At 62.7% G+C, this 12,829-nt stretch carries 17 protein-coding genes; 2 read left to right on the top strand and 15 right to left on the bottom strand.

Annotated elements, in window-relative coordinates; all coding sequences use genetic code 11:
* Nucleotides 1-121: 121 nt before the first annotated feature.
* The 4 genes from HMPREF2736_RS03885 to HMPREF2736_RS03870 are packed head-to-tail and all read right to left on the bottom strand — an operon-like array spanning nt 122 to nt 4,885.
* Nucleotides 122-1,858 carry an acetyl/propionyl/methylcrotonyl-CoA carboxylase subunit alpha gene (locus tag HMPREF2736_RS03885; protein ID WP_070828940.1) on the bottom strand — a complete coding sequence of 579 codons (1,737 nt, stop codon included), beginning with the start codon at nt 1,856-1,858 and terminating at the stop codon, nt 122-124.
* Nucleotides 1,859-1,887: 29 nt separating this feature from the next.
* Complete coding sequence (locus HMPREF2736_RS03880; protein WP_070828939.1) at nt 1,888-3,435, bottom strand: 5-oxoprolinase subunit B/C family protein; 1,548 nt, start codon at nt 3,433-3,435, stop codon at nt 1,888-1,890.
* On the bottom strand, nt 3,432-4,187 hold the full coding sequence (locus tag HMPREF2736_RS03875) for a LamB/YcsF family protein (protein ID WP_070421272.1): 756 nt from the start codon (nt 4,185-4,187) through the stop codon (nt 3,432-3,434). The genes HMPREF2736_RS03880 and HMPREF2736_RS03875 overlap by 4 nt, the downstream gene beginning before the upstream one ends.
* A 56-nt stretch (nt 4,188-4,243) precedes the next feature.
* Entirely contained in the window at nt 4,244-4,885 is a 642-nt protein-coding gene (locus HMPREF2736_RS03870) for a GntR family transcriptional regulator (RefSeq protein WP_070421271.1), read from the bottom strand.
* Between the two features lie 156 nt (nt 4,886-5,041).
* Between HMPREF2736_RS03870 and ppk2 the strand changes: the two genes are divergently transcribed.
* The gene (ppk2, locus tag HMPREF2736_RS03865; protein ID WP_070421270.1) at nt 5,042-5,893 is read left to right on the top strand and encodes a polyphosphate kinase 2; all 852 of its coding nucleotides are present in this window, start codon (nt 5,042-5,044) and stop codon (nt 5,891-5,893) included.
* Here the strand turns inward: ppk2 and HMPREF2736_RS03860 are convergent, their stop codons facing one another.
* The 8 genes from HMPREF2736_RS03860 to HMPREF2736_RS03830 all read right to left on the bottom strand — a co-directional run bounded on the left by HMPREF2736_RS03860 (nt 5,894) and on the right by HMPREF2736_RS03830 (nt 10,526).
* Entirely contained in the window at nt 5,894-6,658 is a 765-nt protein-coding gene (locus tag HMPREF2736_RS03860; RefSeq protein WP_070828938.1) for an HtaA domain-containing protein, read from the bottom strand.
* A 334-nt stretch (nt 6,659-6,992) separates the two neighbouring features.
* Nucleotides 6,993-7,808, bottom strand: coding sequence for an HtaA domain-containing protein (locus HMPREF2736_RS03855; protein WP_070451790.1), 816 nt, complete (start codon nt 7,806-7,808; stop codon nt 6,993-6,995).
* A 91-nt stretch (nt 7,809-7,899) separates the two neighbouring features.
* The gene (locus tag HMPREF2736_RS03850) at nt 7,900-8,535 is read right to left on the bottom strand and encodes an ABC transporter ATP-binding protein (RefSeq protein WP_371326405.1); all 636 of its coding nucleotides are present in this window, start codon (nt 8,533-8,535) and stop codon (nt 7,900-7,902) included.
* A gap of 58 nt (nt 8,536-8,593) precedes the next feature.
* Nucleotides 8,594-8,728, bottom strand: coding sequence for a hypothetical protein (locus HMPREF2736_RS12770; RefSeq protein WP_256366007.1), 135 nt, complete (start codon nt 8,726-8,728; stop codon nt 8,594-8,596).
* Between the two features lie 117 nt (nt 8,729-8,845).
* Nucleotides 8,846-9,082 carry a DDE-type integrase/transposase/recombinase gene (locus tag HMPREF2736_RS03845; protein WP_070451797.1) on the bottom strand — a complete coding sequence of 79 codons (237 nt, stop codon included), beginning with the start codon at nt 9,080-9,082 and terminating at the stop codon, nt 8,846-8,848.
* Between the two features lie 12 nt (nt 9,083-9,094).
* Complete coding sequence (locus HMPREF2736_RS03840; protein ID WP_070451801.1) at nt 9,095-9,568, bottom strand: hypothetical protein; 474 nt, start codon at nt 9,566-9,568, stop codon at nt 9,095-9,097.
* 41 nt (nt 9,569-9,609) lie between these two features.
* Nucleotides 9,610-9,897, bottom strand: coding sequence for a hypothetical protein (locus HMPREF2736_RS03835; RefSeq protein ID WP_070451804.1), 288 nt, complete (start codon nt 9,895-9,897; stop codon nt 9,610-9,612).
* Between the two features lie 2 nt (nt 9,898-9,899).
* Complete coding sequence (locus HMPREF2736_RS03830; RefSeq protein WP_070451807.1) at nt 9,900-10,526, bottom strand: hypothetical protein; 627 nt, start codon at nt 10,524-10,526, stop codon at nt 9,900-9,902.
* A gap of 127 nt (nt 10,527-10,653) precedes the next feature.
* Here HMPREF2736_RS03830 and HMPREF2736_RS03825 point away from each other — a divergent pair, with 127 nt between their 5' ends.
* Nucleotides 10,654-10,899, top strand: a complete 246-nt coding sequence (locus HMPREF2736_RS03825) for a hypothetical protein (RefSeq protein ID WP_141739394.1) — start codon at nt 10,654-10,656, stop codon at nt 10,897-10,899.
* A gap of 10 nt (nt 10,900-10,909) precedes the next feature.
* Here HMPREF2736_RS03825 and HMPREF2736_RS03820 read toward each other — a convergent pair whose 3' ends face one another.
* The 3 genes from HMPREF2736_RS03820 to HMPREF2736_RS03810 form a co-directional block, all read right to left on the bottom strand.
* Nucleotides 10,910-11,557, bottom strand: coding sequence for a biliverdin-producing heme oxygenase (locus tag HMPREF2736_RS03820; RefSeq protein ID WP_070828941.1), 648 nt, complete (start codon nt 11,555-11,557; stop codon nt 10,910-10,912).
* 83 nt (nt 11,558-11,640) lie between these two features.
* A complete protein-coding gene (locus HMPREF2736_RS03815) occupies nt 11,641-12,222 on the bottom strand; it encodes a DNA-3-methyladenine glycosylase (protein WP_070451841.1) in 582 nt (193 codons plus the stop codon).
* Nucleotides 12,219-12,829 (bottom strand): HAD hydrolase family protein (locus HMPREF2736_RS03810; protein WP_070451816.1); only part of this gene is annotated, 611 nt, incomplete at its 5' end. The genes HMPREF2736_RS03810 and HMPREF2736_RS03815, both read right to left, overlap by 4 nt.

The following is a 12,829-nucleotide window of genomic DNA, read 5'->3' as shown; positions in this document are numbered from 1 at the left end:
ATGACCCGTGGCGTAAGAAACGCGGCCGGATCGTGATGGTGCGGGGTGCACCGGTATGGATCTCACCCCGCGGCTACCCGGTGAAAAACACCAACCGCGGGGCAATGGACCAACTCTTCGGCTAGGAGATCGTCGCGATCGTGGCGTTCGCCTTGACTCGCTCACCCTGCTGCGCCGCCAGTGAAATCTGGCCGTCGCGGGTTGCCTTGATCTGGGATTCCATCTTCATGGCCTCGATCGTGGCAATTGGGTCGCCCTTGGCAACAACGTCGCCGTCAGCCACGAGCCACTCCACGATGGTGGCTTCGTACTTGGTGGTGACGGCCCCTGCGGCATCAGCAGCCGGAGTGGAAGCCTCGGCCGGGGCTGCGTTTCCTCCGCCGGTGCCGAGGAGGGCGACGGGGAAGCCGATGGTGTGGAGTTTGCCGTCGATTTCGACGACGACGTTGCGGCGTTCGTCGTAAATGTGCTCGATGTCCACGTTGTTGTGGCGCTGCGACGGCGAGTAGTTGTGGTCCACCCAGTCGGTGTAGACGTCCAGGGTGTCGCCGGTCAGTTCCGGGGCGACGACCATGTCGCGGTGGAACGGGATGACGGTGCGCACGCCTTCGATGGTGAACTCGGACAGGGATTGTTCGGCGCGCCGCAGGGCGGTGTCGCGGTTGGGGCCCCAGACGATGAGTTTGCCCATGAGTGAGTCGTAGTAGGGCGGGATCTGCCCACCGGTGAGTACGCCGGTGTCGACGCGTACGCCGGGGCCGGTGGGGACGTCGAAACGCGTCACGGCCCCGGGCGACGGCGCGAAGCCGTTGGTGACGTCCTCGGCGTTGATGCGGAATTCGAAGGCGTGGCCGTTGATCTGTGGGTCGACCGAGTCCCCGTCGACGAAGGAGAGGGGAAGCCCGTCGGCGATGCGGAACTGCTCGGCGATGATGTCCACACCAGTGACGACCTCGGTGACGGGGTGCTCGACCTGCACGCGCGTGTTGACCTCCAAAAACGACACGGTGCCGTCCTCGGAGACGATGTATTCGACGGTGCCGGCGGACTGGTAGTTGGCCTTGCGGATGATCTCGCGTGCGCCTTCTTCGATGGCGTTGCGTTGCTCGTCGGTCAGGAATGGCGCGGGGGCTTCTTCAATGAGTTTTTGGAAGCGGCGCTGGGTGGAGCAGTCGCGGGTGCCAAGTACGGCGACGTTGCCGTGGGCGTCGGCAAGCACTTGCGCTTCGACGTGGCGTGGGTGGGTGAGGAACTTCTCTACGTAGCATTCGCCGCGGCCGAACGCTTCGCGTGCCTCACGTCCGGCGGAGGCGAAGCCTTCCTCGATGTCCGCCTCGTCGAAGACGACTTTCAGGCCGCGGCCGCCGCCACCGAATGCGGCCTTGATGGCGATGGGCATGCCGTGTTCTTCGGCGAAGTCGCGCGCTTCCTCCCACGTTTCCAGTGGTTCGCCGGTGCCGGGGGCGAGTGGCGCGTTGGCTTCGACGGCGAGGGCACGTGCGGAGAGTTTGTCGCCGAGCAGTTCGATGGCGTCGGGCGATGGGCCGATCCATGTGAGGCCGGCTTGTTCGACGGTGCGGGCGAAGTCGGCGTTTTCGGAGAGGAATCCGTATCCGGGGTGGAGGCAGTCGGCGCCGGCGCGGTGGGCGATTTCGATGAGCGCCGGGATGTTCATGTAGGTCTCGGCGGAGGTTTTGCCGGGGAGGAGGTAGGCCTCGTCGGCGACTTGGGTGTGGAGTGCTCCGGTGTCGGGTTCGGAGTAGACGGCGATGGAGCGGATGCCGAGGTCGCGTGCGGTGCGTGCGATGCGTACGGCGATTTCGCCGCGGTTGGCGATGAGTACTGCGTTCAGAGTCATTACAGGGTCCTAACTGGGGCGTAAGTGCGTTAGAGGGAAAAGCGTTCGAAGCGGAGTTTGGCGCCGGGTGGGAGTTGGGCGGCGATGTCGACGTCTTCGTTGATCACGGTGGCCATGACGGGGTATCCGCCGGTGACGGCGTGGTCGCGGAGGAACAGGACGGGTTGGCCAGAGGGTGGGATTTGGATGGAGCCTGCGACCATGCCTTCGCTGGGGAGTTCGCCTTCGCGTTCGCGTGTGAGGGGGACGTCGGATTCGAGTCGGAGGCCGACGCGGTTGGAGTCGGCGGTGACGGTGAATGTGGTGTTGAAGAAGCGTTCGACGGCGTCGTTGCTGAACCAGTCGTCGCGGGGGCCGAGGACGCAGCGTACGGTCCCGACGACGTCTGCTCCGTCGCGTTCGACACGCAGGGGGTTGGTGAGTAGTGAGTTGGCGGATTGTGGTTTGGCTAGGGACATGGCGATGGTGTCGCCGCTTTGGAGTGGTTTGGGTCCGAGGCCGGAGAGCATGTCGGTTGCGGCGGAGTTGAGTTCGGTGTCGGCGATGAGTCCGCCACGTACGGCGATGTAGGTGCGGAACCCGAGGCGCGCTTGCTTGACGACGACCTCCGCACCCGCCGGGACAATCGTCGGCGTTGCCAGCAGTACGGGCCTTCCGCCGACGGTGACGTCCGTGTCGGCACCGGTGACGCAGATGACGGTTTCGGTCAGTGCGGTCATGGTGAGCCCGCCGATGTTTTCGAGCAGGGTGGCGTTTCGTTTGTTGCCTACGGCTGCGTTGGCGGTGCGTGCGGAGGCGCGGTCGGCGGAGCCGGAGGTGGTCACGCCGAGGTTGCCGTTGCCTTGGCGGCCGAGGTCTTGGTAGAGGGTTTGCAGCCCGGCGTCGTCGAGTGTGAAGACGGGGCGGCGTGGTGGGGTGGCGAGGTGGTGGCGGGCGAGGGTGGTGTCGTCGTTAAGTGTGTCGGCTGCTCTGTAGTGCACACGGTCGCCGGGGGCGACGAGGGCGGGCGGGGTGGCGGTGGAGTCCCACATGGGGGTGTTGGTGGTGCCGATGAGTTGCCAGCCGCCGGGGGAGGTGCGTGGGTAGACGGCGGAGAATTCGCCTGCTAGTGCCACGGCGCCGGCGGGCACGGCGGTGCGTGGGGTGTCGCGGCGCGGGATGCTCAGGGCGCGGGTGGCGTCTTCGGGCACGCAGTAGGTGAAGCCTGGGGCGAATCCGCCGAAGGCTGCGACCCAGGTGGTGGAGGTGTGCCAGTCGATGAGTTCGTGGGTAGCCATGCCGAGCGATTCGGCCAGCGGGGCGAGGTCTTGGCCGTTGTAGAGCACGTCGATGGCGATGTCGCGCGGTTCGGTGTGTTCGGCGGCTGCGGGGCTGTAGGTCTGCAGCGTGTCGATTGCCTTGGTGGTCGCGGTGGGCGAGTCGAAGGTAAGCAGTACGGTGCGTGCGGCTGCAACGACGTCGGTTTGGTGGTCGAGCGGGCTTGCCGTGAGTGCGGCGTAGTAGTTCATCACCGTGGCCAGGTCGGGCAGATCGACGATGAGGCCGCGGGTGCCGACCCGTTTGATGCTGAGGGTCATAGGACGCTCGCGATCGTGATGTTTTCGTCGCGAAGCTTGGCGACGACACTGCGTGTCAGCTCGACCGAGCCTGGGGAGTCGCCGTGTACGCAGACGGATTCGGCCTGCACTTTGACTTCGGTGCCGTCGATGGCTGTGACGGAGCCGGTGGAGGCGACCTGGAGAACGCGTTCTGCGACGGCGGCTGGGTCGTGCAGGACGGCGTTGGGTTCGCGGCGCGATACCAGCGTGCCGTCGGGGTTGTAGCCGCGGTCGGCGAACGCTTCGCGGATGACGCGCATGCCGGCTTTTTCTGCGATGTCGACTGCAACACCACCTGGCAGCAGCATGACGGCCAGGTCGGGGCTGAAAGCTTTGATGCCGTCGATGACGGCTTTGGCGTGGGCCTTGTGGTGGACGATGGTGTTGTACAGCGCGCCGTGTGGTTTGACGTAGCGCACGCGCATGCCGTGGACGCGGGCAAGCGCGTCGAGGGCGCCGATTTGGTAGAGGGTTTCGTCGGCGAGTTCGGCCGGGGTGTAGTCCATGAATCGGCGGCCGAAACCGACGGGGTCGTTGTATGCCACGTGTGCGCCGAGTGTGACGTTATGTGCTGCGGCGTCTTTGAGCGTTCCGGCTATGGAGTGGGGGTCTCCAGCGTGGAAGCCGGTCGCAACGTTTGCGCTGGAGACCATCTGCAGCATCGCCGCATCGTCTGCGACCGGGTTGCCCGCAGTCGTTTCACCGAGGTCGGCGTTGAGGTCTATATGCATGACCCCAGTTATACCGCTGTTCGAGTGTGACCCCGAACATAAGGGGGGGTGCGGGGCTAGATGAGCTGCCCGCTGTTGATCTTCTCGATCATCTCGATGATTTCGGTGCTTAGCTCAATCAGTTGGTGCTGGAGGTAGTCGGATGCGCCCTGGCGATCGTCGGCACGCAGCAGCTCCACGATGTGCTCATTAATGCCGATGAAACGGCGGTTGAAGGAGGGGTCCTTCTCCAGAATTGGGAGGGTGGCTAGGCGGAGGAAGGCGTCGAGCTGGTCCATGGTGTCGCCGAGGGTCTTTGAACCCATCGAGGACAGTACGACGTGGTGGAATGCCTGGTTCACAGCGATGAACAGGTCGTCGTCCTGTTCCTCAATTGCGGTGCGGCCTTCGGCGTTGAGCTCCTCGAGGCGGTCGACGTCCAGGTCGGTACCCCATAGCAGTGCAGCAGGTTCGATTGCTGCACGTGCGCGGAAGGTGTCGGTGATGAATTCCGCTGTTGGGGTCGCGAGGAACACACCGCGGTTGGGGATGCGCTCGACCAGGCCTTCAGCGGTCAACATTGCGAAGGCTTCGCGCAGCGTATTGCGAGATACCCCGAAGCGGTCAGCGAGGGCCACCTCGTTGAGCTTCTGTCCGGGGATAAACTCACCGCGCGAAATCGCTCTGCGAACTTCGGCGGAAACGTTATGTGCAAGCATGGCATCCGTTTAGGTCAGCGTTACCGGGACTTTTTGAGTGACCCGGTACGGTATTGAAAAGGTTTCGGGAGAAGTATAGCCCATAGATTGTTCAACAATGTCTTCCCTCGCGAGATAATTGTTGTGTCGTTTTTGTCTGTGAGTACGGTTATACCTATGAGCCAAGCTAAAAAGCCGCCGAAGTTGTCCCGTGATGCCTATGAGCAGGAGTTGCTGCGCCTCCAGGCTGAGTTGGTTGCGATGCAGCAGTGGGTCGTCGAAAACGGCGAGCGTGTTGTGATCATTATGGAGGGGCGTGACGCTGCGGGCAAGGGCTCCGCAATTAAGCGCATCACCCAGTACCTCAACCCGCGTCAGTGCCGTGTGGAGGCGCTGCCGAAGCCGACGGACCGCGAGGCGGGTCAGTGGTACTTCCAGCGCTATGTGGAGAAGCTGCCGACGGCAGGCGAGATCGTCATCTTTGACCGTTCCTGGTACAACCGTGCCGGCGTCGAGCGCGTGATGGGCTTTGCCACCTCTGAGGAGTACCGCCGCTTCCTGCACCAGGTGCCGATCTTTGAGCGCCTGCTGGTTGAGGACGGCATCATGCTGCGCAAGTACTGGTTCTCCGTTTCGGATGAGGAGCAGTACAAGCGTTTCCAGTCCCGTCGTGAGGATCCGTTGCGTCAGTGGAAGCTTTCGCCGATGGATCTGGAGTCCATTACGAAGTGGGAGGAGTACTCCCGCGCGAAGGACGAGATGTTTGTCCACACCGATATTCCGGCGGCGCCGTGGTACACGGTGGAGAGCGAGGACAAGAAGCGGTCTCGCATCAATGTCATTTCGCACTTGCTGTCGACGATTCCGTATGAGCATATTGAGCCTGACCTCCCAGAGATTCCCGAGCGTCCGGCGATCACGGACTATGAGCGTCCGCCTCGCGACGAGTTCCGCTACGTGCCCGATGTCGCCGCCAAGTTGGAGAAGCGCAAAGTGGGCAAGGGCAGTAAGAAGAAAAAGAGAAAGTAGTTACCGGGGCAGCCACTGCGCAAGGAGCGCCCGGACCGGGGTAAGGGTTGATGCGTAGGCGAGACCGCCAAGTACGGCGAGCACGCCCACGGCGATGCCCGCGATCGCCCCAGGGCTGAGAGCAGTCGCCCCGAATGTCACGTTGAGATCCACTTCAGAGTCTTTTAGCAACGTGCCCTTCGGGTAGTGCCTGAGGGACTTCTCCATGCCGGTATCCGACACCGTTGTCCGGTTGTGCTCTGTCACTCGTTTCGGCGGGGTAATCTCGCTGCCGAGTGTGAAGGTGACCAGCGGCTCGTCGTCCCCCTTGGCACCGACTGGCTTGTACGTCTTGTTCGCGACCCCGGCGAGGAGGTAATCGCCGTACAAAGTGGCGTTTTTTCCCTCCACCTTCAGCTTGAGGTCCGAGTATTTTACATCTACGGCCCAGCCGTCGTAGCCACCCGCATTCTTGTATCCCTGTACCTGCGCTGAGCCGTCGAGCGCGAACGTCCACGTCTTTCCGGTCCGCGTCGCGGAGGTGACCGGGAAGGAGAATTCAAGCGATTCCTGGTTCCACGTCGCGCCCCCGTCCGTGAGCACGCGACCTTGGCCTTTGATGACGGCCTGATGTAGAAAACCGCTGGAAATGGGCCACACAAATGTGCCGCTGACCTCGTCGGGGTCAGCCGAGGAGCTGTCGGCCGCGCTGGCAGGTACTGCCAGCGCGGTGGTGAGCAAGAGCGCGGAGAACCCCGCCGCAGCGGCGTTTCGGGAGATGAGCATGGAGGCGAATCCTTTTCGAATCAAATGAGGGCCCCGCCGGACGGCGGGCCCTGGGGACAGTGTTTTAACGCACCAATTGGGGCAGTTGTGGAGGCTTGATGCCGAGGATTGACGCGGCCCCCTGTATGAGGGCGCCGAGCGCGAACCCTAAACCGGTGAAAGCCATCGCCAGTGCGATTGCCCGCGTGACTTGCGTAGCCGGCGAGCCGTCCTCCGTCGATGAAATCTCCGTGCGAGTGTCTTTTCTCCACGGTTTTGCTCTCAGCGACGGCAGGAGGACAAAGCAATAGCGCCACCGCCACCGCGGTGGACAATCGCGCCTTGCACATGGACGCTACTTGCCCATGAACTGGTTAATCAGCTTCTGGACCGAAGGCTGAGTCGCCGCAAAGCCCAGGCCACCCAGCACTGCGATGACCGCCATGACAATGCCGACGATTGCGCCGGTGCTCGAGCCGTCCTCATCGGTCGGCTTCGGGTCGGTCGGCTTCGGGTCAGCCGGCTTCATCTCCTCCTTCGGTGCCTTGAATGTGAGGTCGACGTCGACCTTCGAGTCATCCAATGGCTTGCCGACTTCGTAGCTCGAGCCGAAGATGTCGACGCCGAACTCGGTCAGCTTGGTCGGGGTGAACGTCGCAGACAACTTGTTGTCCTTGCCGGGCTTCAGCGCATCTGTGACCTCGAACTCTGCGATCGGCTTGTCGTCTCCGGTGGCGGTGGTGGGCTCAGAGCCCGGCATTGCGCCCTTGCGCACGTAATCCGCCTGCAGGACGCCCTTCGTGCCGTTGACCACAATCTTGAAGTCGGACATCTTGATGTCCATAGCGCCGTGGTGGCCCTCGATCGAAATGGCGCCGTCGAGGTCAATGGTGCCGTTGCCGTTGGCATCGAGGGCGGAGTCGGCGGCATTGACCGGAAGTGCGAAGTCAGCAAGCTTGCCGTCGCGAAGCACCTTCTCCGCGCCTTCCGTGGTTGTGATGGTGCTGGCGACGAACGGGGATTGCACGTAGCGCAGGAACGATTCCTTGATGTTCCAGTGCGCATTTCCCGACTCGATGGTTGGCGCATCCGCGAAGGCAGCGGGGGTGGCGAATGCAGTCGAGATCATGGCCGTGGCGGTGATGGCCGCGAGGGTGGTGGTGCGGGACATTGATGAAGCCTTTCGGTGAGTTGGTGTGGCGGATGTAGGTGCTACACCATTTGAATAGGCCAGGCTTACCTTAGCAAGGTATGCCTAACTTTTACAATGGATTGGGGGTAGTCGGGGTAGGACACCAGAGCCCGGAGGCTGGTTCGCTCGCCTCGTCGGGCGCCACAAAGATCCGCCCGCCGCTCCGTAGCACAGTGATGGGCCAGTCGTAGACGGAGCTGAGAATCGCGTCGTCGTACACCTCGTCAACGGAGCCTGCCGCTGTTACCTCGCCCGCCTTAAGACACACGACGCGGTCGCAATATCGCGCCGCGAGCTGCAGATCGTGCAACACGACGATGACTGTCACGCCGTGGCGGGCAAGCGCGCGAACGGCTCCCATCGTTTGTTCTTGGAAGTGGACATCCATGGCGGCCGTGGGTTCGTCGAGAAGCACGACCTGCGTTTGCTGCGTGAGCACCCGCGCGAAGGCTGCGCGGGCTCGCTCTCCGCCGGACAGCGTCACAATCTCGCGGTCCTGTAGGTGGGTGATCCCCGTCGCGTCGAGCGCCGCATCCACGATCGCCGCATCGTCCGGCCCACGGCCCCAGGGGTGGCGGCCCATTTCGACGACATCGCGCACGAGGAAGGAAAACGCCACGCTGACGTCTTGGAGCATGACAGCGCGCGTGCGCGCGAGTTCGGAGGCTGTGCTTTCCGACGCATCCTTGCCCGCCACCTCGACCACTCCGTGCGCGAGCTGAATGTCGCGCTTTGTGTCAAGTGGTTGTGAACGGGTCTGGGTGTTAGATCGTGATGGGGTGTGGGGTTTGGGCGGTTTGGGTGGTGGTACGGATGATGCTGACTTCTGCCGGAAGGTCTGTGCCAGCTTTGGTGTCCGGTAGTTGTGCGATGGCGCCTTCGCTCAGTGCGGTTCGCATCCCTTCTTCTCGCTTGCGTTGCAGGTTTATCCAGGTACCGTCGAGGACTGCTTGTGGTGGGTAGTAGTTGATCCCGCTGTGTGGGGTGGTGTTATAGACCGGCGCCCAAGCGCTGACCTAGGCGTCTGCTTCACCCAGCGTGGTAAAGGTTTTCGGATAGTACGTCCTGGTCTTGAGGGTGTGAAACACCGACTCGGCGTGTGGGTTGTCGTTGCTGGTATGCGGCCGGTTCAACGAGCGGGCCACACCATGTTCGGCGAAGAGTTTACCGAGTCGTTTGCTGGTCATCGCAGCACCGTTGTCGGAGTGCACGGTGTGCACATCAGGAAAACGAGTGAAGATGTCGGCGAACATCGCTGCTGCAAGTTAGCTGTTTTCTCGTTCTGCGACGACGAACCCGACGATGGCACGCGAGTACAGATCGATCACCATGTGCAACGCGAAGGTTTGCCCGTAGCACCGGCCAGGCAAAAACGTAATATCCCAGCACAACACTTGTCCGGGGGCGGTGGCGTGCACATGCGGCGGCGCGGCGTCGTGGCGGCGTTTGGCTTGTCTGGCTTTGGTGTTGTGGCGTTGGTGCAACAGTTTGCCGTGCGCTTTGGCCACCCGGTAAAAGCTGCGCAGACTCGCCAGATAGATCCCGTTGTTCAACGTGGCGTAAAACACCTGGTCCACCCCGCAATGCGGATTGTCGTCCAGCATTTCTACGATGCGTTTGACAGTGGCATCCGGCAGCCGGCTGATCCGGCGTTGGTGATACGGGATCGGGTTGTCGGTGCGCGGGCGCGGATGAGTTTCGTAGAAGACCCGGCTGCGCGACACACCGATAATTCCCATCGCCTTCGTTTTGGAGTAACCGACGGAAACAAGCTGATTGATCAGCGTTTCTTCCGCTTGGCGTCCTTGCTCGTAGAGGCGTTGTTGGGCGCCGGTGAGGACTTTTCCTCCGCGTCTGAGTCCACGCCAGGTGCTCCTGGCATGGACGTTACAGCTTTTCCCAACACATCAGTGGCCAACTCAGCCCGCTCTGCCCTTTCCGTCGCCTTATCCAGGGCACTCTGCATTGCTTCTTCCCGACGTTTCGCGTCGAGTTCAAGCTTGCGTTTATCCTGCGTTAGCGCGGAGATTTCCTTGCGCAGCTGCTGAATTTCAGCGCATTCATCCATCGTCAACGCTCCACCCCCCTTGGCCTTGTGCGTGTTGGCAGATCACCGTCCGCCACCATTGCTGTCCAGCGTCGCACGGTATGGGCAGCAAGTCCATGCGCAACCAACCAAGCTTCTTTCTGGCCATGCGGTACTAACCCGTACTCGACGACCACCTCACGGATGTATTCCGCACTAGGTTTTCCCAGATAGGCAGCATCCGCCAAGCGTTTGGCACGCTCGGTACCGTCGAGGCCGTCATCAGTGGTTTTCGATTTCTGCAATGCGCGGGCCCAACGCTTGAGATTGAAGTATTGGATCCCCTGCCGCGCACACCACAGGCCCTTCGTGCCATAGGGCAACAGGTTGTAAATCGTGATCATCTGCCGCTGCTGCGCTGGATGAAACCAACTGCCAGAACCGGTCTCGCGGAACGGGGAAAACACGAACGCCACCGCCTCAAGCGATACCAACGTCTCCTCATCGAGCACTTCCCCCGCCGCCAGCACACGCGGCGGCATCGCCAAAATCTCCTCAACCTCCTCACGCGACGTCTGAGACTTGACCTTCCGGGCAGCCACGGGGACCTCAACAGCCGATGGCGACGTCAACACCGACGGCACCGACTGAGGCAACTGAGAATCGGTCATGAACAAAACCTCCTACGGTTCGTTGTTCACAACCACCCTGGCACTAAGGGGCCCTGATCGCCTTGATCACAGGTGTGATCGCGTTCGGGGCGGCACCGGAAACATCTGGGGGGCGTTCCCTGCGAGCGTGGCGTTGGTGGCCGCGGTTCTCGGGCTGTCGTCACTGCCCTCGCACAAGGGCCGCGATGCCGGTGCTCGACTGGGCAAACGCGCGGGGATCGTCCTCGCGGTGGCTTGGGGTTTGATCGTTTGCTTGGCGGTGCTCGTGCTGTTTCTGGTGCCAGCGCAGTTCACGCTCACTGGCGGAGTGCTCACTGCGCTCGTGGCGGCTGGGGCGATCTGGGGTGCGATCGCCTACGTCGACAGGCGTTAGCGCGCCCGGCCTAGCCGGCGTGGGCCGAAAGGTCCTGGAACACCGCCTGGTTCAGGTCGAAAACGTGCTGGGCGGTGGAGATGATTCGTGCGCGCTCTTCGTCGTCAAGCTGCATCGCGTCGAGCGCTGCCTTGTAGTGCGCGCGGTAGTGCGGGATCTTGCCTACCGCGGAGAAGTCGTAGAAGTGCAATGCCTCGTCGGGCAGTGCGTACGCGTTCTGGAACACGCGTGCGAGCACCTGTCCGCCGGCAATGTCGCCGAGGTAGCGCACGTAGTGGTGGGCGATGACCTCCGGGCCAGAGTCCGGGGTGAGCGCCTCGAGTTCGGCAACGTAGCGCCTCGTGGCATCGAGTGGGGCGGTGGTTTCCTTCCAGCCGGCGCCGAGCATGGCGGTGAGATCGGCTTCGAGGGCGGGCACGCGCTCGAGGCGCTCGTCGGCGATCTGCGCCACCGCGGGGTGGGAAGCGGCGCGGCGCACCGCATCTTCGAGTGCCGAATAGATGTGGAAGTACTGCACTGTCAGCTCTGCTACGGCCGCCCGGTCCAGCTCGCCTTTTCCAAGCCTCGACATGAAGGGGGAATTCTCGGCGCTGGAGTGCGCAGTGGCGGTCTGGTCTTTGAGTGCGGCCGACAGTCGCTGGTCAGTGGGGGCGGCCATGGTCATCTGCTTCTCCAATCTAGGAATGAAGGGTAGGTTACCCTTAGTTACAGATTGAGGATATAGGTAAGCCTAACCTTCAATCAATCACCCAAAAGGTTGATCCGCTTCGGGCGCCCGCGTGGTGTGGATACGGTCTTGTCGCCGGGGATCCAGAACCGCCACGGGGCGTCTTTGTTTTTGGAGATCCCGATGCGGGGTCCTGCGACCCACTCCGGCTCCTGCGTGCGCGGGGTGATCTCCACCGGGGTGCCGTTGTCGCCTAACCCCAGTCCGAGAGCTTGGCCGAGGTTGCCTGGTCCGCGTGCGAGGTTTTCAAACGGGATTATGGCACGGTCGGGGCGTTGGCGTCGCTGGCGGGCGAGTGCTTCGCCGGTGATGATTTCGCCGCCGCGCATGAGGCAGCCTTGGCCGATGCCTTCGGGCGCGCAGACGATGTTGCTGTTGTGGTGGATGCCGTAGGAGAGGTAGACGTACAGTCTGCCGGGTGGGCCGAACATGGCGGCGTTGCGGGCGGTTTTGCCGTTGTGGGTGTGGGCGGCGGGGTCGTCGTCGCCGAGGTATGCCTCGACTTCGGTCAGGCGCACAGTCACCCCGTTGTGGGTGATGAGGCACCCCAGCAACTGCGGTGCGACGATGTCGGCGGGTTGGGTGAAGTCGATCATTTCAGCCATTGCGCAAGCTTATCGACGACCGCCTCGTCCCCATTTGACCCAATCACCTCGTCCGCGATCGCTTTGAGGTCGGGGTGTGCGTTTTCCATGGCGACGGCGTAGCCGGCGGCGCGAAGCATGCCGTAGTCGTTGAGGAAGTCGCCGAATGCTGCGGTCTGTGCAAGGGGGATGTCCAGCGTGTCGGCGAGCGCTTCGAGTGCCTGTCCTTTGTCGGCGTCTGGGTGCATGATGTCTAGCCAGTGTTTGCCGCTGACTACAGCGCGCAGCTCGGGGGCGTGTTTGCGGACCCAGGGCAGGGCGTCGCGTTCGGCGTCGGTTTCGACGTAGAGGGCGATTTTGATCACGGGGGTGGGGTGGTCGCCGAGCGCCGCCAGTGTTGTGCGGGAGGCGTAGTACTTGTCTACCTCGGCGTCGATGGCCGGTGGCAGCGGGAGGGTGGTGGCCACTTCTGGTGCACAGATGACGGTGTGGGCGGGAAATGGTGCGTCGGGAAGCGCTGCGATGAGGTTGCGGGCAGCATCCAGGGGCAGGTCGGTGGTGGAGACGACCTCGCCGCCGTGCCACACCACCGCGCCGTTTTCGGCGATGAACGTCTCGC

The organism is Corynebacterium sp. HMSC036E10 (assembly GCF_001836265.1).
GTDB classification, from domain to species: Bacteria; Actinomycetota; Actinomycetes; order Mycobacteriales; family Mycobacteriaceae; genus Corynebacterium; species Corynebacterium coyleae.
This window is presented reverse-complemented; position numbering and strand designations above follow the sequence as displayed.